This window comes from Lachnospira multipara LB2003 (assembly GCF_000702205.1).
In the GTDB taxonomy this organism is placed as follows: Bacteria; Bacillota; Clostridia; order Lachnospirales; family Lachnospiraceae; genus Lachnospira; species Lachnospira multipara_A.
This window is the reverse complement of the sequence record NZ_JNKW01000009.1, coordinates 64,914-87,167: the sequence shown is the minus strand read 5'-3', so window position 1 is coordinate 87,167 and position 22,254 is coordinate 64,914. Positions and strand designations below refer to the sequence as shown.

General features: G+C 36.0%; 17 protein-coding genes and 1 pseudogene. 16 read left to right on the top strand and 2 right to left on the bottom strand.

Annotated features, from left to right (window positions below):
- Window positions 1–5 precede the first annotated feature (5 nt).
- From dnaK to T537_RS12030, 11 genes and pseudogenes are all read left to right on the top strand, one after another.
- Entirely contained in the window at window positions 6–1,886 is a 1,881-nt protein-coding gene (gene dnaK, locus T537_RS0107015) for a molecular chaperone DnaK (protein WP_031556906.1), read from the top strand.
- An 88-nt stretch (window positions 1,887–1,974) separates the two neighbouring features.
- A complete protein-coding gene (dnaJ, locus tag T537_RS0107010; RefSeq protein WP_027438115.1) occupies window positions 1,975–3,096 on the top strand; it encodes a molecular chaperone DnaJ in 1,122 nt (373 codons plus the stop codon).
- 183 nt (window positions 3,097–3,279) lie between these two features.
- Window positions 3,280–4,551, top strand: coding sequence for an alpha-amylase family glycosyl hydrolase (locus T537_RS0107005; RefSeq protein ID WP_031556905.1), 1,272 nt, complete (start codon window positions 3,280–3,282; stop codon window positions 4,549–4,551).
- A 17-nt stretch (window positions 4,552–4,568) separates the two neighbouring features.
- Window positions 4,569–5,852 (top strand): polysaccharide deacetylase family protein, encoded by a 1,284-nt coding sequence (locus T537_RS12035; RefSeq protein ID WP_051554972.1) that lies wholly within the window; start codon window positions 4,569–4,571, stop codon window positions 5,850–5,852.
- Window positions 5,853–6,038: 186 nt separating this feature from the next.
- Complete coding sequence (locus T537_RS0106995; RefSeq protein WP_051637180.1) at window positions 6,039–7,226, top strand: CapA family protein; 1,188 nt, start codon at window positions 6,039–6,041, stop codon at window positions 7,224–7,226.
- A gap of 740 nt (window positions 7,227–7,966) precedes the next feature.
- Window positions 7,967–8,137, top strand: a complete 171-nt coding sequence (locus T537_RS0106990) for a thiazolylpeptide-type bacteriocin (protein ID WP_242839169.1) — start codon at window positions 7,967–7,969, stop codon at window positions 8,135–8,137.
- A gap of 132 nt (window positions 8,138–8,269) precedes the next feature.
- The gene (locus T537_RS0106985; protein WP_031556897.1) at window positions 8,270–8,977 is read left to right on the top strand and encodes an ABC transporter ATP-binding protein; all 708 of its coding nucleotides are present in this window, start codon (window positions 8,270–8,272) and stop codon (window positions 8,975–8,977) included.
- Window positions 8,958–9,707: an ABC transporter permease gene (locus tag T537_RS0106980; RefSeq protein ID WP_242839168.1), complete on the top strand. Its 750-nt coding sequence runs from the start codon at window positions 8,958–8,960 to the stop codon at window positions 9,705–9,707. The genes T537_RS0106985 and T537_RS0106980 overlap by 20 nt, the downstream gene beginning before the upstream one ends.
- A 1-nt stretch (window position 9,708) precedes the next feature.
- Window positions 9,709–10,380: a hypothetical protein gene (locus T537_RS0106975; RefSeq protein WP_031556894.1), complete on the top strand. Its 672-nt coding sequence runs from the start codon at window positions 9,709–9,711 to the stop codon at window positions 10,378–10,380.
- A 58-nt stretch (window positions 10,381–10,438) separates the two neighbouring features.
- Entirely contained in the window at window positions 10,439–10,669 is a 231-nt protein-coding gene (locus T537_RS13235; protein ID WP_278244469.1) for a site-specific integrase, read from the top strand.
- A gap of 233 nt (window positions 10,670–10,902) precedes the next feature.
- Window positions 10,903–11,226: pseudogene (locus T537_RS12030) on the top strand (HigA family addiction module antitoxin); the annotation flags it as partial.
- Window positions 11,227–11,470: 244 nt separating this feature from the next.
- Here the strand turns inward: T537_RS12030 and T537_RS0106965 are convergent.
- Window positions 11,471–12,838, bottom strand: a complete 1,368-nt coding sequence (locus T537_RS0106965) for an MATE family efflux transporter (protein WP_034244389.1) — start codon at window positions 12,836–12,838, stop codon at window positions 11,471–11,473.
- 176 nt (window positions 12,839–13,014) lie between these two features.
- Here T537_RS0106965 and aspS point away from each other — a divergent pair, with 176 nt between their 5' ends.
- Window positions 13,015–14,814 carry an aspartate--tRNA ligase gene (gene aspS, locus T537_RS0106960; RefSeq protein ID WP_031556889.1) on the top strand — a complete coding sequence of 600 codons (1,800 nt, stop codon included), beginning with the start codon at window positions 13,015–13,017 and terminating at the stop codon, window positions 14,812–14,814.
- A gap of 582 nt (window positions 14,815–15,396) precedes the next feature.
- Window positions 15,397–16,632, top strand: coding sequence for a serine hydroxymethyltransferase (gene glyA, locus T537_RS0106950; protein ID WP_031556886.1), 1,236 nt, complete (start codon window positions 15,397–15,399; stop codon window positions 16,630–16,632).
- Window positions 16,633–16,983: 351 nt separating this feature from the next.
- On the opposite strand, the gene T537_RS0106945 is transcribed toward glyA, so the two are convergent.
- Window positions 16,984–18,198 (bottom strand): argininosuccinate synthase, encoded by a 1,215-nt coding sequence (locus T537_RS0106945; RefSeq protein ID WP_027438109.1) that lies wholly within the window; start codon window positions 18,196–18,198, stop codon window positions 16,984–16,986.
- Between the two features lie 289 nt (window positions 18,199–18,487).
- On the opposite strand from T537_RS0106945, the gene argC reads away from it, so the two are divergent.
- From argC to argB, 3 genes are all read left to right on the top strand, one after another.
- The gene (argC, locus tag T537_RS0106940; RefSeq protein ID WP_031556884.1) at window positions 18,488–19,534 is read left to right on the top strand and encodes an N-acetyl-gamma-glutamyl-phosphate reductase; all 1,047 of its coding nucleotides are present in this window, start codon (window positions 18,488–18,490) and stop codon (window positions 19,532–19,534) included.
- Window positions 19,535–20,027: 493 nt separating this feature from the next.
- Entirely contained in the window at window positions 20,028–21,257 is a 1,230-nt protein-coding gene (gene argJ, locus T537_RS0106930) for a bifunctional ornithine acetyltransferase/N-acetylglutamate synthase (protein ID WP_027438107.1), read from the top strand.
- Between the two features lie 57 nt (window positions 21,258–21,314).
- Window positions 21,315–22,220 (top strand): acetylglutamate kinase, encoded by a 906-nt coding sequence (gene argB, locus T537_RS0106925; protein ID WP_031556879.1) that lies wholly within the window; start codon window positions 21,315–21,317, stop codon window positions 22,218–22,220.
- The last annotated feature ends 34 nt before the right edge of the window (window positions 22,221–22,254 follow it).

The window sequence follows — 22,254 nt, the reverse complement described above, 5'->3', positions numbered from 1 at the left end:
TTATCATGGGAAAGATTATTGGTATTGATTTAGGAACAACAAATTCATGTGTTGCAGTTATGGAAGGCGGTAAGCCAGTTGTTATTACAAACCAGGAAGGCGTTAGAACAACTCCATCTATCGTTGCATTCACAAAGACAGGTGAAAGATTAGTAGGTGATCCTGCTAAGCGTCAGGCAGTAACTAATGCTGACAAGACAATTTCGTCAATTAAGAGACATATGGGTACAGACTATAAGGCTACTATTGATGATAAGAAATATACACCACAGGAAATTTCAGCTATGATTTTACAGAAGTTAAAGGCAGATGCTGAGAACTACTTAGGTGAGAAGGTTACAGAAGCTGTTATTACAGTTCCTGCTTACTTCAACGATGCTCAGCGTCAGGCTACTAAGGATGCTGGTAAGATTGCAGGTCTTGATGTTAAGAGAATCATCAACGAACCTACAGCTGCTGCATTAGCTTATGGCCTTGATAATGAAAATGAGCAGAAGATCATGGTTTACGATTTAGGTGGTGGTACATTCGATGTATCTATTATCGAAATTGGTGATGGTGTTATTGAAGTTCTTGCTACAGCTGGTAACAACAGACTTGGTGGTGATGATTTCGATAACGCAATTACACAGTATATGTTAGATGATTTCAAGGCTAAGGAAGGTGTTGATTTATCATCTGATACAATGGCACTTCAGAGATTAAAGGTTGCTGCTGAGCAGGCTAAGAAGGAATTATCTTCAGCTACAACAACTAACATCAACCTTCCATATATTACAGCTACAGCTGAAGGTCCAAAGCATTTTGATATGACTCTTACAAGAGCTAAGTTTGATGAATTAACACATGACTTAGTTGAGAAGACAGCTGAGCCAGTTAGAAACGCATTATCAGATGCTGGTTTAACAGCTTCAGATCTTTCAAAGGTATTATTAGTTGGTGGTTCTACAAGAATTCCAGCTGTTCAGGATAAAGTAAAGCAGTTAACAGGTCATGAACCTAATAAGTCACTTAACCCAGATGAGTGTGTTGCTATTGGTGCTTCAATTCAGGGTGGTAAGCTTGCTGGTGATGCAGGTGCAGGTGAAATCCTTCTTCTTGATGTAACTCCACTTTCACTTTCAATTGAAACAATGGGTGGTATTGCTACAAGACTTATTGAAAGAAATACAACAATTCCTACAAAGAAGAGCCAGGTATTCTCTACAGCAGTAGATAACCAGACAGCTGTTGATATTAACGTAGTTCAGGGTGAAAGACAGTTCGCTAGAGATAACAAGTCACTTGGACAGTTCCGTCTTGATGGTATCCCTCCAGCAAAGAGAGGTGTTCCACAGATCGAAGTTACATTTGATATCGATGCTAATGGTATTGTAAATGTATCTGCTAAGGATTTAGGAACAGGTAAGGAACAGCATATTACAATTACAGCTGGTTCTAACATGTCTGATGAAGATATTGATAAGGCTGTTAAGGAAGCTGCTGAATTCGAAGCTCAGGATAAGAAGAGAAAGGAAGCTATTGATACAAGAAACGAAGCTGATTCAATTGTATTCCAGACTCAGAAGGCTATGGATGAAGCTGGTGATAAGATTGATGCTAATGAAAAGGCTAATGTACAGGCTGACTTAGATGCATTAAAGAAGCTTGTTGATGAATCAGATCCAGAGAATATGACAGATTCACAGGTTGATGCTATTAAGGCTGCTAAGGAAAAGTTAATGACAAGTGCTCAGAACCTTTTCGCTAAATTATATGAATCACAGGCAGCAGGCGCTAATGCAGGAGCTCAGGGCTTTGCAGGTGGTGCAGATGCTAATGCTAACGCAGGACAGACATCAAGCTATGGTGACGATGTAGTTGATGGAGACTACAAGGAAGTCTAAGCAATTGTGATGCAAAGTATAAATATTTTTGGGAGCCGTATTTCGGCTCCCTTAACATGCATATTAAATTAAGTTTGAGGAATAAAAGATGGCAGATAAGCGAGATTATTATGAAGTCCTTGGCGTTTCTAGAGACGCCAGTGAGGCAGAATTAAAAAAAGCATACAGACAACTTGCCAAGAAATATCATCCAGATATGCATCCTGGTGATGCTGAGGCAGAAGCTAAATTTAAAGAAGCCTCAGAGGCTTATGGCGTATTATCTGATGCAGATAAAAGAAGACAGTATGATCAGTTCGGCCACGCAGCATTTGAAAATGGCGGCGGTGGAGCTGGCGGCGGATTTGATTTTGACTTTAGCGATTTTGGAGATATTTTTGGCGATCTCTTTGGAGGTATGTTTGGCGGCGGTGGTGGCCGACGCAATAGCAATGGCCCTAGACGTGGTGCAGATATAAGAACTAACGTTAGAATTACATTTGCTGAATCAGTAACAGGTACTAAGAAGCAGATTACTGTAGTACTAAAAGATCCATGCCCAAAATGTAATGGAACAGGTGCTAAGCCAGGAACAAGTCCTGAGACTTGTAAGAAATGTAATGGTCGTGGCCAGGTAACAATGCAGCAGCAGTCATTATTTGGTATGGTACAGTCAGTACGTCCATGTCCAGATTGTGGTGGTAGCGGTAAGGTTATTAAGGATAAGTGCCCAGATTGTCAGGGTACTGGTTATATAAGCAGTAAGAAGACTATAGAAGTTACAATTCCAGCTGGTATTGATGATGGTCAGGCAATTAGAATTTCTGGAAAGGGTGAGCCAGGAACTAATGGCGGCCCAAGAGGAGACTTATTAGTAGCTGTTAGCATTTCTAGAGATCCTAATTTTGTAAGAGATGGTTATGATGTATTATCAGAAGTAAGAATTAGTTATCCTACTGCTGTACTTGGTGGAGAAATCAAGGTTAAGACAGTAGATGGCGAAGTTTTATACGATGTTAAGCCAGGTACATCATCAGGCACAAGAGTAAGACTTCGTGGTAAGGGAATGCCAACTCTTCGTAATGAAAATGTACGAGGAGATGCATATATTGACTTAATAGTTGATATTCCAACAAGTCTTACTAAGGAGCAAAAAGAAGCCCTATTAGCTTATGATAAGACTCTTACAGGTGTTGATAGACCAACTAAGAAAAAGGGACTTTTTAAATAAAAAGAAAAATAATATATAAATTTAGGTCATACAGAAACTATCATTTTTGATTTTTCTGTATGACTTTTTTGTTATACCTTTTTAATTATGGAAAATTGTTGTATACTATTTCTAGAAGATATTTGGAAACTTAATATGTAACAAACTCTAGACTTATATAAAAACAATAGGGGGAGTGAAACTATGTGGGCTTATGAAAGTACATTTTATCAGGTTTATCCTATTGGAATGCTTGGGGCACCAAGGGTAAATGAAAGCGTAAATGGAGAATTTAATGTGGTTAATAGGCTTAGTAAATTTAACGAGACATGGATTAATCATATTAAGGATATGGGGGCTGATGCTATTTATTTTTGCCCTGTATTTGAGTCTGATAGTCATGGCTATAATACAAGGGATTATAGGCTGATTGATAGAAGACTTGGCACTAATAATGACTTTAAGGATTTGGTTGCTAGACTACATAAAGCAGGAATAAGAGTGGTTATTGATGGCGTTTTTAATCACGTAGGTAGAGGTTTTTGGGCTTTTTTAGATCTTCTAGAAAAAAGAGAAAATTCCAAATATAAGGATTGGTTTTTTATAGACTTTAATGGAAATTCTAATTACAACGATGGCCTTTATTATGAGGGTTGGGAAGGTTGTTATGACCTTGTAAAGTTGAATTTAAGAAATGAAGAGGTGGTTAGATATTTACTTGATACTATTAAGTTTTGGATTGATGAGTTTGATATTGATGGTTTAAGACTTGATGTAGCTTATTTACTTGATAGGGATTTCTTAAGACGAATGAGGGCTTTTACAGACTCCTATAGGCAAGATTTCTTCTTACTTGGGGAAATTCTAGGAGGAGATTATAAGACTATTATGGGAGATGATATGTGCCATAGTGCCACAAATTATGAGTGCTATAAGGGTATTTATTCTGCACTTAATAGTCAGAATCTTTTTGAGATTATGCATTCCTTAAAGAGGCAGTTTGGAAGTGATAGTTGGGCTCTTTATAGGGATAAACATTTGTTATCTTTTGTAGATAATCATGATGTAACAAGGGCAGCATCAATTGTGGACAAGGAAGAATATATTGTATTAATGTATGCCTTTATCTTTACGATGCCTGGAATACCTTGTGTCTACTATGGAAGTGAATGGGGGATTAAAGGGGATAAAAAAGATGGAGATGATAGTTTAAGACCTGCCATTGAGACACCAGAATGGAATCATATTACAGATACTATAAAGACCTTTAGCGCCTTTAGAAAAAACTTTAAAGAAATGATTTATGGTGATTTTAAGGATATTTTAATTACTAATAAACAGTGTGCCTTTGAAAGAAGTTTAAATGGGGCCACATGTATTTGTTTATTTAATGCTGATGATAAGGAATATACTTTTAATATTAGAGGAAAGGATTACATATTAGATTCTTATACTGCGCAAGTTATAAAAATCTAATTTTAGGGAGGATTAGTATGCATAAGAGGAGTTTTTTAAATTATTGTTTAATAGCAGTAGTGGTGTCTGCTTTTGTTATTTTAATAGCAGGTGTGGCATTTTTTGTAGTAGCAGATGAGAAAAAGAATAAGCACGCCAGCCCCTATGCCAACAATGAGGTGGCTGCAGATGAGTCAGTTCCCCTTACTTTTACCTTAAATGGGGATGCGGTTATGGACTGGCCTGTGGGCGAGGATTTTGTAGATCCAGGTGCATATGCCTTTGATGAATTGGAAGGAGATATATCAAAGAATGTAACAGTAGAGAGTAATGTTAATAAAGACGTTATAGGGACTTATACATGTTTTTATTATATAACTGACGTGGATAATACAAGACTTAGCCTATCAAGAACAGTTAATGTGAAGGATATGACTCCTCCAAATATAAGTATTTCTGGTGCTAATGTCTATTTAAGAAGGGGAACACAGTATGTGGATCCAGGCTATAATGCAGTTGATAATTTAGATGGAGATATAACAGGAAATGTTGAGGTAAGTTCTAACGTTGATGTTAATAGTATCGGTGTATATACAATTACTTATAATGTTAAGGATTCATCTAATAATCCGGCAAGTTCTAGTCGTAAGGTTTTTGTATATGAGCCACAAGCTGATGTTAGTACAATAAATCCTGGTAATAAGATTATTTATCTAACATTTGATGATGGCCCATATATGTACACAAAGGATCTATTAGATACCCTTGATAAATACAATGTAAAGGCAACTTTCTTTGTAACTAACCAGTATAGTGCTTATCAAGGACTAATAGGTGAGGAATATAGAAGAGGACATACAGTTGCTATTCATAGCTATTCTCATGTATATTCTAATATCTATAGTAGTGAGGAAGCTTATTTTAATGATTTAAATGCAATGCGAGAAATAATTATAAATCAAACAGGAGTTGCTCCTTCAATAGTCAGATTTCCAGGTGGAACATCTAATACAGTAAGTGCAAGATATTGCCAAGGTATTATGTCTAAACTTGTGGAAGATTTAAATAATACAGGATATTTGTATTGCGATTGGAATGTGTCATCAGGTGATGCAGGTGAGACTACAAGCACTGAGGTGGTTGTATCTAATGTAATTAATGGAGTATCTAATCATAATGTATCTTATGTATTGCAACATGATATTAAAAAATTTAGCGTAGATGCTGTTGAGGACATAATAGTATGGGGCTTATCTAATGGATATACCTTCCTTCCATTAACTAATAGTTCGCCAATGTCTCATTTTAGCCCTAATAACTAGTAAATAATTCCCCTTAGGTGTTAACTTCACCCAAGGGGATATTTTTATGGAACTAACTAGCATTAATATAGGCATTATCTTTATAAAAATAAAAAAATATGCTAAGATGACATAAGATTTTATGAAAAAATGTGCCATTTACAAAGAAAATATTTTGTAAAAAAAGGACACATAAAGGGAGGGTATATGCGTAGAATAAACGTAGTAAAAAAATTCATGGCTGTACTTATGATGACAAGTCTTATGTCCACTTTATTCACAGGATGCAGTGCAAAAAAAGATGAAAATTCTGTAGAACCTGATGCAGTAGTAGAAGAAACACAAACTGAAGCAGATGCAGAAATCGATTTAATAATGGTTGGAGATATTTTACTTCATACACCAATTGAGGAATACAGTAAACAAGCAGATGGGACTTATGATTACTCTGCAATTTTTACTAATCAAAAGGAAGATATTTCAGATGCAGATTTAAGTCTTGTAAACCAGGAAGTAATAATTGGTGGAGAAGATTTAGGAATTTCAGGATATCCAGCTTTTAATTGCTCTTATAACTTAGCTAACAATTTAGAAAGTACGGGATTTAATGTTATTTTACATGCTACTAATCATGCACTAGATAAGGGCAAGAAGGGTGTTGTTAACTGCCTTAATAACTGGAAAACTAATCATCCTAACATGACAGTTCTTGGAATTAATGATAGTAAGGAAGCTAGTGATAATATCTATGTATATGAAAAGGATGGCATGAAGATAGCTATTCTAAATTATACATATGGAACTAATGGAATTCCTCTTCCATCAGATATGCCATATGCAGTTAATATGCTTGAAGAGGATAAGGTAGTAGCTGATATTGCTAAGGCAAAGGAAATATCTGATTTTGTAGTTGTCTGCCCACATTGGGGAACTGAGTATTTACTTGGTACAGATAGTATGCAGAAGAAGTGGACTAAGATTTTTATGGACAATGGTGTAGATCTAGTAATTGGTACACATCCTCATGTTATTGAGCCAATTGAAATGCTTACCGATGAGACTACAGGTCATCAAATGTTGGTTTATTATTCTCTTGGTAACTTTGTAAACTGGACCTCAAGTACAGGTAGCGGAATTTCAGATAGAATGCTTGGCGGTATGGCCAAAGTTAAATTAGGCCGTGATGATAACGGTAATGTAGTAATTAAGGATTATGGGGTTAAAGCAATAGTATCCCACGTTACAAGTAAGCTAAATGGCATAACAGTTTATAATCTATCTGAGTATACAGATGAGTTGGCAAAGGAAAATGAAATTATAAAGCAAGATTCAAACTTTAGTAAGGAATACCTTGTAAACCTAGCTAATAAGGTTTGGGGAGATTCGTGGAAGTAAGAATTGTTCTTAATAGAAGGGTTTATTGTTGCAGGAAACAAATTCACAAAGCAGCAAAATAACAGTGATTTTGGAGATGTGACATACAATTACATATGGCGAAAGCACACTTGCTCTTAAGTGTGCTTGGCTACCAATAAACAACCCCATCGGGTCGTGTCAAAAGCAGTAAAGATATGCTGTAGTTTGACGCGGTCTGGTGGGGTTGTTAGTTGTTTGAACATATAAATTTTTATCATTGATTATGTCAACAGTGTTGGCACAATTTGAAAAAAATAAAAGATGACAAGGAAATGAAAGTAGGAATCGCTCCGAGTTGGACATTTTGATAAATATTCTTATAAGCCTATAAAAACTCTTAAAATCGCATAGCATAAGGCTTTGCGGAAAATTCTATCCCTATAAATTTTGTTATAGATTCATAAAATTCATAAAAAAAGGCACTCGATGGCACCTGTGGGATTGTCGTCGGAACTTTAAAAATTATCACCAAATCAGCAAAATTGAATATGTAGAGAAAGCCGGAATCTCCAGAACGTATTTGGCTAGTTATGTTAAGGAAAGAGGACTGGAGAATGCATCAATAGTAAAAAGTAGTATACAATCGACTTTTGTTTATTTTTTTTTTATAAAAAAATAAATGAATTTTATTGACAAAAAATAAATTTTAATTAAAATTTAAGAGCATTCTGTGAAAAATATAAATAAAATATAAATAAAATATAAATATGAGGGCACTTATGGAAGACAAGAAAGAATTAGACGATGTTTTTGAGGGAATTGAAATCGTTGAGCTTGACGAGACAACAACTTTATCAGAGACAGCTGCTTCTTCAGGAATCAGCTCATGCAATAGTTGTTCATGTTGTTTATCAACTTCATGTTGTAGCGTACATATTCATGCATATTAGTAGGGATTAGGTAATACAGTAAATAATAAAAGGTAATTAAATGCACTTTCATAGGATGTTGAGACAAATAGATAGGGACCTTCTTACAGAGGGTTCCTATTTTACAGAAAGGTATTGTTGGGAAAGGAAAAAATGAGAGTTAATAATATAAAAAAAGATTTTAAGGATGTTGAAGCTTTAAAGGATATATCCTTTGAATTTGAGGCACCTTCTTTTGTAGGTGTAATTGGGCATAACGGCAGTGGTAAGACTACTATGTTAGAGATATTGATGGGTATTCAGACTGCAACAAGTGGAACCGTTGATTATTCAAATGAGTTTGAATTAAAAGACATGAAAGAGAATATTGGAGTTATTCTTCAGTCTAATGCTTTTTATAGCAATATGAAGGTTATAGAGCTTCTGCGTCTTTTTAAGAGCTACTACAAGGATTCTTTTGATATCAATTATTTGATGGAAAAGCTGAAGATAACAGATTATCAAAACAAATATTATGACAAGCTGTCAGGTGGAATGAAGCAAAAAGTCAACCTGGCTTTAGCATTTATTAATAAGCCAAAGGTTGTATTTCTTGACGAGCCTACAACAGGTCTTGATCCAAGAGCCAGACATGATTTCTGGACAGTACTTAAAGAGCTTTGTAATGACACTCTTCTGTTCTTGTCATCTCACTACATGGAAGAGGTACAGAAGTATTGTGATAAGATCGTATATCTTAAGGATGGTGAACTTTTGTATGCTGGAGCATTAGACAAATTCTTTGATCAGCAAGAAAGTAAGGATTTGTCAGAAATATATTTAAGAATTTCAGGAGGTAAAGATGATGGCGATGTTGATTGAGCAGTTAAAGGTGGAAATAAAAGTGTATCTTAGACAGCCTTTCTATTTGTTGTTTAGTTTACTTATGCCTGTTTTCAGTTTCTTGTTTTTTGGAATGATGTACGGAAATGTAGATTATAACGGATTCAGTTTTTTTGCAAACTACATTCCTGGATTTTCTGTAATTATTCTTTTTGCTTCGTCAGTATATAACATTGGTAATCAGGTTGTGGGTGACAAGGAAAAAGGAATTTATAAGCGTTTATCAGCAACTCCAATCAGTCTTGGCAGAATCATGGGTGTAGTTGTATTTAAGGGCTTTTTACTTGCTCTTTTGGGATTTGTTATTATTTTGCTTTTAGCAGTATTCAGATTCAATGTAACTATTCCTAATCCAGTAATTTACTGCGTGTCATATGTGGTTACTATTGTTTACTCACTGTGTCTTGGATTTGGAGCAGGTATTTTAATAGATAAGCTCAATACATATTCAGCAGCAATGATGGCTTTCTTTATGCCAATGTTCATTCTAAGCGATACTACTATTCCTTTAAGTATGATGCCAGGATCATTCCAGAAGGTAGCTATGATCAATCCGCTTTATCACATGACAAATGTTCTTAGAGTAGCATGGGATATTGAGCGATATAGCAGCGATGTTAAGGGCTTTTGGTTTTCAATGGTATTCTTAGTAGGCTTGATTATTGTAGCGGGAATTTTTGTTGGAATTAAATGGAAGAAGAAAAAATAAGATGAAAATACATCCTATAACAGTTTGCAGAGAAAAACTGCAGAATAATGATTTTATTACAACAAATTATAGAAAAAAAGCAGAAATGTTGGAAGATATTATAGCGGAGGAAGAGGAGTTAAGGAATTTTGCGGCTGAGATATATTTTGAAATCAGCAATAAGATTCTTGTTCGTAATAGCAAGAGAAGAAAGGTTCTTGATTGCCTTAAGAAACTTGACCTCGAATACAATTACACTTCCTATGTCACTGATTTTGATGAAATAAACACTACGCTTGAGCAGTTTGAGAATCGTTGCCGACAGTTGCACGAGAAGAAAAATGATTTTTCTGATGCGATTGAAAATGATTATTTAAATTCAAGAAATATTCTTCGTAATTCAATTATGGATGATACAGATATTTACAATTCTATATCAACTGTTAATCCCAAAATATACGAGAAGATGAAATGGTATCTTGAAGGTGAATTGAGGAATAATACTGAGACAAGAAAATTGGAGCTTGTGCTTGCAAGAATAGTGTCTCATGCATTTACCAAAACAAGTCCAATGGGCTGGCTTAATAAGGTTGGAATCATAGGTACTATGAATCCAATCAGATATGAACTCAAAAAGAATAATATATCATTGAATTTTGTCCTTCTTTTCCGGATGTATAGGATTAGCCTATAGTATTTATGAGGGTTCTAGAGTTGCGAAGTTTTTTATTCTATTTCACACGTGACTTAGAATTTCAGAGTTTGTAGGACTTACCATAAATGATATTGATTATACAGAGATGAGGATCAATGTTACGCATCAGCTTCAGCGAAAGAGAAATATGGAATATATCATTAAAAATACCAAGGCTTCCAGTTGTACCAGAGATGTTCCGATGACTTCCGAAGTGGCAGAGTGCTTTCATAGGATTATTGATAAGAGAAAGAAAGCAAAGATGGATCGACTATCAAAGGCTCAGTAATAGCGAGTTGTATGGAATTAAAATTTATAACTTTTTATAGCTAATTTACCTCTGAGGTAAATCAGTGGTTGACTATTATATGAATATAAGTTATTGTTAATTTACCTCAAAGGTAAAACTTGTGAAAGATATGATGCGTTGGAAATTACGTACAAAACTAATAAGATCAAGAAAGTTTGTACTGATGCCAAATTTTCAGATAGAACCTATGAAAATGAATAGGAGGTAGCACTATGGTGAGAAGTCGCAGTTATATTGCAACACCACCTGGAGCGACAATTAAGGAACAGCTTAATGACAGAGGAATGAGTCAGAGAGAGTTTGCTGCTAGAATGGATATGTCCGAAAAACATATTAGCAGGCTCATAGACGGAAACGTACAGTTGACTCCAGAGGTTGCTGTGAGATTGGAAGTGGTACTTGGTGTACCAGCAAAGTTTTGGAATAATTTAGAGGCTATTTATAGAGAGAAGTTAGTTAAGGTTGAAGCTGAAAATGCTATGGAAGAAGACGAAATTTTAGCAAAGCAACTTCCTTATAGAGAGATGGCTAAATTTGTAGAAAAAAGTAGCTTTTCTGAATTTAGTGTTCGTTCATTCGCTAAGCAACAAGGCATTGCACCAGGAATTGTAGTTGGTAGATTACAAAACGAAGGATTTATAAAACACAGTATGATGAATGATCTTAAAGAACATTATGAAATTGCAATATAAAATGTGTATTTCAGATGGTTGGTTATTCTAATGGAATTAATGAAAAAGGATTATCCAAAAGACATTAAGTCTAGGATAATCCTTTTATTTAAATCAATATTGCTTCATGCTTGTTAGTTGTCGAATCGGATTTAAAAGAAATCTTTTTATAACAGTAAACAAAGTATGCAACTTCAGCAACACCTGTAATTATAAATGAGAATGGGTAGAGTAAATAAAGGGAAGGAATGCTTCCTATAAGTGCAAATACTGTCTTTACCCATAAAACTCTAAATACGCAAGAGCCCATTATAACAATAAAAGTTGGCCATGCACTTTTATGTAGGGCGCGGCTTGCAGCAATTGATACATCCATTAATGCTGAAATAAAATAAGATGCAGCCATAAGATTAAGTCTTTTTAGACCAGCATTTATTACATTTGTCTCATTGGAAAAAAGAGACAAGAATTCTTTACCAAAGAATAATAGGGCAATTCCCATAATCAAACCTAAGGTCATTGATGAGAATAGGGCTGTTAAGTAGCTTTTTAGCATACGCTTTTTATCTTTAGCACCGTAGTTTTGTCCGATAAATGTAGCGCCTGCTGTATTAAAGGCAGCCATACTTTCATAGACAATGCTATCTGCGTTAGTGGCAGCAGAATTGCCTGATACAAGAATGGTATCAAAGCTGTTAACACCGGCTTGAACAAAGAGGTTAGCAAAGTGAAAAACTGCACTTTGAAAGCCAGATAACACGCCAAGAGACACAATAGGTTTTACCTTTTTTTCTGTGATTCTTATCTTTTTTAATTCTAATTTTGCGTCAGATTTTTCATTAAGCATAGCAACAATAATAATAATTGCCAAAATATATTGAGAAATAACACTAGCTAATGCCACGCCTGCAACTCCCAAGTGGCAAATAATTACAAAAAATAAGTTTAATACTATATTTATTACGCCGCTAATTGTTAGGAAATAAAGCGGTTTTTTAGTATTACCTGTAGCTGATAATACGGCATTACCCCAGTTATAAATTCCAAGAGCTGGCATTCCTACAGAACATATTCTTGCATAAAGAATGGCACCGCTAATTAAATCATCTTTAGTGTGGAGTAATTTTAAAATGATAGGAGAGAAAGTTATACCAATAATTAGTATAATAACTCCTTCTACAAAACTGATAATAATACTGGTATGAACTGTTTCTGATAACTCTTTTTTATTCTTGGCGCCAATATACAAAGCTGTGAGAACGTTAATACTTCCACTCATACCAATTATGAAAGCAAGAAAAAGTTGCACCAAGATTACTGATGAACCAACACTTCCTAAGGCAATTGAACCTGCGAATCGACCAACAACTGCAACGTCACATAGGTTAAATAAGACTTGGAGCAGATTGGTAAAAATCAAAGGTATGCTAAAAATAAGCATTTGCCCAAAGATTGGACCTTTCGTATAATTTTTCATTGTATCCTTCCTTCTTTTCTTTTTAAGCAAGGGTAATATAGCATTATAAATGTAGCTCTATCAAGCCAACGCTTTAAACGAACGAAGACAATTGCCTATTGAAAAATTAGCGATAATTTATTATTATAAAGGTTGTGTTTTATGACTTATATTTTTTTAGAAAGAGGTAACTAATCATGGCAGAGTCAATGGTAGGTTTGAAGAGAACTCATAGATGTACAGAAGTATCTAGCGCCAACGTTGGAGAGAAAGTTACAGTTATGGGTTGGGTACAAAAAAGAAGAAATTTAGGTGCTTTAATCTTCGTAGATTTAAGAGATAGAAGTGGTCTTTTACAGATCCTTTTTGATGAAAATGTAATTGGTAAGGAAGGCTTTGATAAGGCTTATACACTTCGTAACGAATTCGTTATTGCTGTAGAGGGTACAGTTAATAAGCGTTCAGGTGCCGTAAATGAGAATTTAAAGACTGGTGATATTGAAGTTATCGCAGAGTCTCTTAGAATTCTTTCAGAATCTGAGACACCTCCTTTCCCAATTGAAGAAAATATTCAAACTAAGGAAGAAATTAGACTTAAATATAGATGTCTTGATTTAAGAAGACCTGATATTCAGTCAAATATCATTATGAGAAGTAAGGTTGCTACTTTAACAAGAGCTTTCCTTGCTAATGAAGGTTTCCTTGAAATCGAAACACCAATGCTTACTAAGTCTACACCAGAAGGTGCTAGAGATTATTTAGTACCATCAAGAGTTCATCCTGGTAAGTTCTATGCACTTCCACAGTCACCACAGTTATTTAAGCAGATGCTTATGTGCTCTGGCTATGATAGATATATGCAGATTGCAAGATGTTTCAGAGATGAGGATTTAAGAGCTGATAGACAGCCTGAATTTACTCAGATCGATATGGAATTATCATTTGTTGATGTTGATGATGTAATCGATGTTAACGAAAGATTACTTGCATATCTTTTCAAGGAAGTACTTGATGTTGATGTACAGCTTCCAATTCAGAGAATGACATGGCAGGAAGCTATGGATAGATTTGGTTCTGATAAGCCAGACCTTCGTTTTGGTATGGAACTTCATGACGTATCTGAAATCGTTAAGAATTGCGGCTTTGGTGTATTTACATCAGCTCTTGAGAATGGCGGTTCAGTTCGTGGTATTAACGCTAAGGGTCAGGGCAGCATGCCTCGTAAGAAGATTGACGCTTTAGTTGATTTTGCTAAGGGTTATGGTGCTAAGGGCTTAGCTTATATTTGCATTAATGAAGATGGTACATATAAGTCTTCATTTGCTAAATTTATGACTGATGAAGAAATGGATGCCTTAGTTAAGGCTCTTGACGGTGAGAAGGGTGATTTATTACTCTTTGCAGCTGATAGAAATAAGATCGTTTGGAATGTACTTGGTGCATTAAGAGTTGAGCTTGCTGATAAGATGGGCTTACTTGATAAGAACGATTATAAATTCTTATGGGTAACAGAATTCCCTCAGTTTGAATGGTCAGATGAGGAAGAAAGATGGGTAGCAATGCACCATCCATTTACAATGCCTATGGACGAAGATTTAGATAAGCTTGAATCAGATCCAGGTGCAGTACGTGCTAAGGCTTACGATATCGTACTTAACGGTACAGAAATCGGTGGTGGTTCAGTAAGAATTCACCAGGCTGATATTCAGTCACGTATGTTTAAGGCTCTTGGCCTTACAGAAGAAACAGCTAATGAGAAGTTCGGATTCTTACTTGATGCCTTCAAGTATGGTGTTCCGCCACACGCTGGTTTAGCTTATGGTCTTGATAGACTTGTAATGCTTATGGCTAAGCGCGATTCAATCCGTGACGTTATTGCCTTCCCTAAGGTTAAGGACGCAAGCTGTCTCCTTACTAACGCACCAGATGTTGTTGATGAAAAGCAGCTCAAGGAATTAAGCATTGATATTGCTAAGGATGAGACAGAAGAAAACTAATAAAGATTGCAGGTATAGACCTGCTTGTAAAAAGGAGCCGGACGGCTCCTTTTTTTATTGCTAGGACGGGGCTTTCTAGTTTTCTTGCTTTTTTTGGGGATTATGAGACGGGAGATTTCTAGCTTAACTAGTGGGGGATTTGAAATATCTTGCCCTATCTAGTAGGTTAGTTGACTAAATGAGCAAAAAAGTTGCCAAAAAGATTACAAATCTTGCTTTTGGAAAGTTCAATAAATTTACAACTAATCCGTATTGTAAGAAAGTTGCTCATAAAGGCAACGTTTTCTTGCTTTTTTGGGGATTTTAAAACTGAGAATTACCCATAAGAGAAAAAAGAGGGCGAAAAAGATGAAAAGCAACTAAGAAATTTCTAGATTTGTTGACCTAGAGCAGAAAAAATAATGCATATGGGCAATAAGGCCAGACAAACACCAACCACACATATGGGCAATAAGGCCAGGTAAACGCCAACCATACTTTTAAAATTAATTGACTTATATCACATTATTATTATATTATAAATAATCGTAAGGGCTTTTAAACCTAGAAAGTTCTTATGAATTACAATTTGGGAGGATTTGTATGTATTCATTTAATGAAGTTGCTAGTTTTGATCCAGACTTAGCTAAAGCTATGGATGAAGAACTAGGAAGACAGAGAAGCCATATTGAGCTTATCGCTTCAGAGAACCTCGTAAGTAAGGCTGTTATGGCAGCAATGGGAAGTCCACTTACTAACAAGTATGCTGAAGGTTATCCAGGTAAGAGATATTATGGCGGATGTGAGTATGTAGACGTTGTGGAAACTTTAGCAATTGAGAGAGCTAAAGAACTATTTGGATGTACTTATGCTAATGTACAGCCACATTCAGGTGCACAGGCTAATATGGCAGTGTTCTTTGCACTTGTAAAGCCAGGTGATACAGTTATGGGTATGAGCCTTGACTGTGGTGGACATTTATCACATGGTTCAGCAGCTAATATCTCAGGTACTTATTTTAATATTGTTCCTTATGGCGTTACAGCTGACGGTTATATTGATTATGATGAAGTTGAAAGAATTGCTAAGGAGTGTAAGCCTAAGATGATTATTGCAGGCGCATCTGCTTATGCAAGAACAATAGACTTTAAGAGATTTAGAGAAATCGCAGATGAAGTAGGCGCTTATCTATTTGTTGATATGGCACATATTGCTGGCCTTGTTGCTGGTGGTGCTCATCCAAGCCCAATTCCATATGCACATGTTGTAACAACTACAACACATAAGACACTTCGCGGACCTAGAGGTGGTATGATTTTATCATCTAAGGAATTTGCAGAAGAGCATAAATTAAATAAGGCAATTTTCCCAGGAACACAGGGTGGCCCTTTAATGCACGTAATTGCAGCTAAGGCAGTTTGCTTAAAGGAAGCACTTGATCCAAGTTTCAAGGTATATGCACAAAATATCGTTAAGAATGCTAAGGCACTTGCTAACGGTCTTACAAATAGAGGCTTTGACCTTGTTTCAGGTGGAACAGATAACCATCTAATGTTAGTAAACTTATTATCTAAGAATAAGACAGGTAAGGAAGTTGAAAAGCTTCTTGATGCAGCTAACATTACATGTAACAAGAACACAATTCCTAATGATCCTGCATCTCCATTTGTTACAAGTGGTATCAGACTTGGTACAGCAGCAGTAACAACAAGAGGCTTTAATGAAGCTGATATGGATGTGGTAGCTGAAGCTATTCATTTACTTGTTGATAATGGTGATGAAAGTAAGGCTAAGGAGCTAGTTAAGAGCCTTACAGATAAGTATCCTTTATATGAATAATATTTAAGCCGTATTATTTGTGAGAATACTTTTTGTTAATTTTAAGAAAAAACGGGGAGAAGTCCCCATAATCTAAGTTTTAATAATTCTGTTTTGTTTGTATTTAAATATAGCCGTAGGGGTTTTGCCCCTGCGGTTTTTTTAGCTAAGAAAAATTTATTAGAAGTCTATTAGAAGTTTTTTAAGAATGGATGCTTTATTATAATAAAAAAACTGGGAAGTCCTAGGATTGATTATCTTAGGAACTTTCCAGTTCTTTTTCTTATTTGACACATTTACTTATAGCTTTTACTTATAGCTTTTATTTATAGCTTTTACTTACAAGATGTAAGGTAAGTATTTTTCTAATAATTACTTATTATTTTCAGCTTCCTTCATAGCACGAACCTTAAGTGATAAACCAAAGAGGTTGATAAAGCCTTCAGCATCGTGATGATCGTATAGGTCACCAGTTGTAAATGATGCGATAGATTCGTTATAAAGTGAATATGGTGATGTAGTACCAGCTTTGATGATGTTACCCTTGTAGAGCTTAAACTTAACCTGGCCTGTTACATACTTCTGAGTTGATTCAATGAAAGCCTGACAAGCTTCACGAAGAGGAGTTTCCCACTTTCCTTCATAAACGATCTGAGCAAATTTGTTACCCATATCAAGCTTCATTGTTGTTGTATCTCTATCAAGAACTAACTCTTCAAGCTGCTGATGTGCTTCGTAAAGAATTGTTCCACCAGGAGTTTCATAAACGCCACGAGACTTCATACCAACAACACGGTTTTCAACGATATCAATGATACCAATACCATGCTTACCACCAAGCTTATTAAGAGTTCTAATAATATCAGAAACCTTCATAGCTTGACCATTAACCTTCTTTGGAACACCAGCTTCAAAATCGATTGTTACATATTCTCCTTCATCTGGAGCCTTCTCAGGTGTCTGAGATAATACGAGTAAGTGGTCGTAATTTGGCTCATTAGCTGGATCTTCAAGTTCAAGACCCTCGTGGCTGATATGCCAAATGTTTCTATCACGGCTGTAGCTTGTGTCAGCTGAGAATGGAAGATTAATTCCATGCTGCTTACAATATTCAATCTCATCCTCACGAGACTGCATTGTCCACTTTTCATTTCTCCAAGCTGCAATAATCTTGATATCTGGTGCAAGAGCCTTAATTGTAAGTTCAAATCTAATCTGGTCATTACCCTTACCTGTAGCACCGTGGCAGATTGCTGTTGCGCCTTCTTTTCTAGCGATTTCTACTAATCTCTTAGCAATAAGAGGTCTTGCCATTGATGTACCAAGTAAATATTTATTCTCATAAACTGCATGTGCCTGAACACATGGAACAATATATTCATCACAGAATTCATCAGTTAAATCTTCGATGTAGAGCTTGCTAGCGCCACATGAAATAGCTCTTTCTTCTAAGCCATCTAATTCTTCTTCCTGACCACAGTCAGCACAAACACAAATAACTTCGTAATCGAAATTTTCCTTTAACCAAGGGATGATGGCAGTTGTATCAAGTCCGCCTGAATAAGCTAAAATAACCTTCTCTTTCATATTTTCTTTCCTCCATTTTTTTAATAACTAGGTCTGTTATTATATTCTAAAAGTTAATTAATCTTGTAAAGAAAATAACTCTCTGAACCATATGATATACCACAGTATTTAAAAAAGCAATAGGAAAAATGAATATTTTGTATTTTTATGCAAAAATAATGTATAATTATGCAAAAATCAAAAAATCAGATAAACCCCTTTACAACTAAGGAAAACTTGTTATAATGAAACTTATCTAATGAATATTTATTCATGAGATGCGAATAATATGCATGGAGGAAGGCTTTTTATGGTTAAGGTAGGAATTATAGGTGCTACAGGATATGCTGGTAATGAGTTGGTTAGACTTTTACTAGGACATAAAGATGTGGAAATTGTATGGCTTGGATCTAGATCTTATGTTGATAAAAAATATTCTGATGTATATAGGAATATGTTCAAATTAGTTGATGCGAAGTGCTTAGATGACAATATGGAAGCATTAGCAAGTGAGGTTGATGTGATTTTTACAGCAACTCCACAGGGTTTATGTGCATCTTTAGTTAATGATGATATATTGAATAAAACAAAAATTATTGATTTATCTGCTGATTTTAGATTAAAAAATGTTAATATATATGAAGAGTGGTACAAAATTGAACATAAAGCTCCACAGTATATAGATGAAGCAGTTTATGGTTTATGTGAAATTAACAGAGATAAGATAAATAAGGATACAAGAATTATTGCTAATCCAGGATGCTATACAACTACATCAATTCTTACATTGTATCCAATGGTTAAGGAAGGAATCATTGATCCAGATACAATTATTATTGATGCAAAAAGTGGTACAAGCGGTGCTGGTAGAGGTGCTAAGGTTAACAATCTTTTCTGCGAAGTCAATGAGTCAATGAAGGCATACGGGGTTGGCACTCATAGACATACACCTGAAATTGAGGAACAGTTAGGTTACGCAGCTAATAGAGATGATATAAAACTTATTTTTACACCTCATCTTGTTCCTATGAATAGAGGAATTTTAGTGACTGCCTATGCAAACTTAACTAAAGAAGTGACTTATGATGAAGTTAAGGCAATCTATGATAAATATTATGGAGATGAGTTTTTTATAAGAGTCTTAGAAAAAGATATTTGCCCTGAGACACGTTGGGTTGAGGGAAGTAATTTTGTGGATATTGGCTTTAAGATTGAGCCAAGAACTAAGAGACTTATTATGATGGGCGCTCTAGATAATTTGGTAAAGGGCGCTGCAGGACAGGCAGTTCAGAATATGAATTTGATGTTTGGGTTTGAGGAGAATGAGGGCTTGAAGATGGCTCCGTTATTTCCGTAATCCCGAGGAGTGTGGGGGACGCAGGGTTTCGCAGAGCCTGATTTTGGGAGCAGGCTCGCGCGCTCTAAGGCTCGTAGCGGTACTTGCATTCCCGGCCCAACTCACTGTGGCTTCGCCCCAGTTTCCCCGGCCGGGTCATGCAGTGCCGACGGCCTTAGAAGGCTCCCAAAATCATCTCTGCTTCACCCATGCTACTGCCACACAACACCCCCGGCGATGAGGAACTACCGTCGAAGGCGGATAGCATACGGCAACTAGCTTCGCGGTTGCCTACCGGGAGTGAGAAACAGCCGGGAGGGAATATCATACGGCAACTAGCTTCGCGGTTGCCTACCGGGAGTGAAAAATGGCTGGGAATTGTGACGGCAACTGGCTACGCGGTTGCCTGAAGTGGAAGTGTGACGGCAAAGCGCTTCGCTGTTGCCTGTGTGGAAATTGAATACGGCAACTGGCTTCGCGGTTGCCTGTGTATTTTTTTATTATAGGAGGAAATATGGTTAAGATTATTGATGGTGGTGTTACTGCTGCTAATGGCTTTGCAGCTGCTAGCACTCATGCTGGTATTAAGGCTAGCTCTTCTAAAGATGATATGGCTTTCATCTTTTCGAAGGTTCCTTGTGTTACTGCGGGTACTTTTACCCTTAACAAGGTTTTTGCTGCTCCTGTTAAATGGGATAAGGCTAGAGTTTATAGTGAGGATTTAGCTAGTGCTATTGTTATTAATTCAGGTGTTGCTAATGCTTGTACTGGTAAAGAGGGTGATGATGCCTGTCTTATGGAGGCTGAGGCTATTAGTAAGGCACTTGATGTACCTGTTAATTCTTGCTTAGTGGCTTCTACTGGTGTTATTGGGGCTAAGCTTCCTATGGATAAGATTTGTGCTGGTATTGAGGATATGGCTAAGAATCTTGATGAATCTAGAGAAGCTGCTAAGAAAGCTGCCATTGCCATTATGACTACTGATACTAAAGCTAAGGAAGTAGCTTGTGAGGTTGAAATCGCTGGTTCTTTAGTTAGAGTTGGTGGTATGTGTAAGGGTGCTGGCATGATTCATCCTAATATGGCTACTATGCTTTGTTTTATTACTACTGACTGTAATATTGATAAAAAGCTTTTACAGGAAGCTACATCTGCTATTGTGGATGATTCCTTTAATATGATTTCTGTTGATGGAGATACTTCAACTAATGATACTGTATTAGTTCTTGCTAATGGAACTAGTGGTAATAAGAAAATTGATTGTAAAAATGAGGATTACAATAAGTTTTATGAGGCACTTTCCTATGTATTAACAGAACTTTCTAAAAAAATTGCTGGTGATGGTGAGGGTTGTACTTGCCTTTTTGAAGCTAGAGTTTTAAATGCTAAGACTAAGAAAGATGCTAAGATTTTGGCAAAGTCTGTGATTACATCTAATTTAACTAAGGCTGCAATTTTTGGTCATGATGCTAACTGGGGAAGAATTCTTTGCGCTCTTGGTTATTCTGGTGCAGATTTTAATCCTGAAAATGTTGATATTTATTTTGAATCTGAAGCTGGCAAGTTAAAAATCGTTGAAGATGGTGTAGCTACTAATTACAGTGAGGATGAGGCTACTAAGATCTTATCAAAAAATCCTGTTGTTGCTATTTGCGATATGAAAGAGGGAAGTGAGAATGCAACTGCTTGGGGCTGTGATTTGACTTTTGACTATGTAAAGATTAACGCAGACTATAGAAGTTAAGCTCTCTAGTTACATTTTCAAAATTATAATTGGAGAAAAAAGGAAGGAAAAAAGAAAATGACTACTATTGATATGAAAGAGGAGCTTTTTAAGGCTCAGGTTTTAGTAGAGGCTTTGCCCTACATTCAGAAGTTTAATCGTAAAATTATTGTTGTAAAATATGGCGGTTCAGCAATGGTTGACGAGGAATTAAAAAGAAAGGTTATTCAGGATGTTGCCTTACTTAAATTAGTTGGTTTTAAGCCTATTATTGTTCATGGAGGCGGCAAGGAAATTAGCTCTTGGGTTAAGAAAGCTGGCATGGAGCCAAAGTTTGTTAATGGACTTAGAGTTACAGATGAGCCTACTATGGAAATTGCCGAAATGGTGCTTAATAAGGTTAATAAAAGCTTAGTATCACTCCTTGAGGAATTAGGAATTAAGGCTTGTGGTATTAGTGGTAAAGATGGCGGAATGCTAAAGGTTACTAAGAAATTATCTGACGGAGAAGACATTGGTTTCGTTGGTGATGTAAAAAGTGTAGACACAAGCCTTATTCATTCTTTATTAAAGGATGACTTCTTACCTGTTATTTGCCCAATCGGTTTTGGCGATGATCATCATGCCTATAATATAAATGCTGATGATGCAGCTTGTGCTATTGCTAGAGCAATTGGAGCTGAAAAACTTGCCTTCTTAACAGATATTGAAGGGGTTTATAAGGATTTTAATGATAAGGATTCCTTAATTTCTGAACTTTCAACTAGCGAGGCTAGAGAATTACTTGAAGGCGGCACAATAGGTGGAGGCATGCTTCCAAAGCTTAATAATTGCATTGATGCTGTTGAAAATGGTGTTTCAAGAGTGCATATCCTTGATGGTAGAATTCCACATTGTTTACTTCTTGAAATTTTTACTAATAAGGGTATTGGTACAGCTATTCTTTCTGAGGAAGCTGAAAAATTCTATCAGGAACAGGAATAGTTTTTTCTAAGATTAATTGAAGAAAAAAGGAGAC

What these genes read in the sequence shown, in the direction of transcription:
- T537_RS0106975 (WP_031556894.1), top strand. Translation starts at nt 9,709, where the DNA reads ATGAAAATACATCCTATAACAGTTTGCAGAGAAAAACTGCAGAATAAT.
- argB (WP_031556879.1), top strand. Translation starts at nt 21,315, where the DNA reads ATGACTACTATTGATATGAAAGAGGAGCTTTTTAAGGCTCAGGTTTTA.
- dnaJ (WP_027438115.1), top strand. Translation starts at nt 1,975, where the DNA reads ATGGCAGATAAGCGAGATTATTATGAAGTCCTTGGCGTTTCTAGAGAC.
- T537_RS0106990 (WP_242839169.1), top strand. Translation starts at nt 7,967, where the DNA reads ATGGAAGACAAGAAAGAATTAGACGATGTTTTTGAGGGAATTGAAATC.
- T537_RS0106965 (WP_034244389.1), bottom strand. Translation starts at nt 12,838, where the DNA reads ATGAAAAATTATACGAAAGGTCCAATCTTTGGGCAAATGCTTATTTTT.
- T537_RS0106980 (WP_242839168.1), top strand. Translation starts at nt 8,958, where the DNA reads ATGATGGCGATGTTGATTGAGCAGTTAAAGGTGGAAATAAAAGTGTAT.
- argJ (WP_027438107.1), top strand. Translation starts at nt 20,028, where the DNA reads ATGGTTAAGATTATTGATGGTGGTGTTACTGCTGCTAATGGCTTTGCA.
- glyA (WP_031556886.1), top strand. Translation starts at nt 15,397, where the DNA reads ATGTATTCATTTAATGAAGTTGCTAGTTTTGATCCAGACTTAGCTAAA.
- T537_RS0106995 (WP_051637180.1), top strand. Translation starts at nt 6,039, where the DNA reads ATGCGTAGAATAAACGTAGTAAAAAAATTCATGGCTGTACTTATGATG.
- T537_RS12035 (WP_051554972.1), top strand. Translation starts at nt 4,569, where the DNA reads ATGCATAAGAGGAGTTTTTTAAATTATTGTTTAATAGCAGTAGTGGTG.
- T537_RS0106945 (WP_027438109.1), bottom strand. Translation starts at nt 18,198, where the DNA reads ATGAAAGAGAAGGTTATTTTAGCTTATTCAGGCGGACTTGATACAACT.
- argC (WP_031556884.1), top strand. Translation starts at nt 18,488, where the DNA reads ATGGTTAAGGTAGGAATTATAGGTGCTACAGGATATGCTGGTAATGAG.
- aspS (WP_031556889.1), top strand. Translation starts at nt 13,015, where the DNA reads ATGGCAGAGTCAATGGTAGGTTTGAAGAGAACTCATAGATGTACAGAA.
- dnaK (WP_031556906.1), top strand. Translation starts at nt 6, where the DNA reads ATGGGAAAGATTATTGGTATTGATTTAGGAACAACAAATTCATGTGTT.
- T537_RS0106985 (WP_031556897.1), top strand. Translation starts at nt 8,270, where the DNA reads ATGAGAGTTAATAATATAAAAAAAGATTTTAAGGATGTTGAAGCTTTA.
- T537_RS0107005 (WP_031556905.1), top strand. Translation starts at nt 3,280, where the DNA reads ATGTGGGCTTATGAAAGTACATTTTATCAGGTTTATCCTATTGGAATG.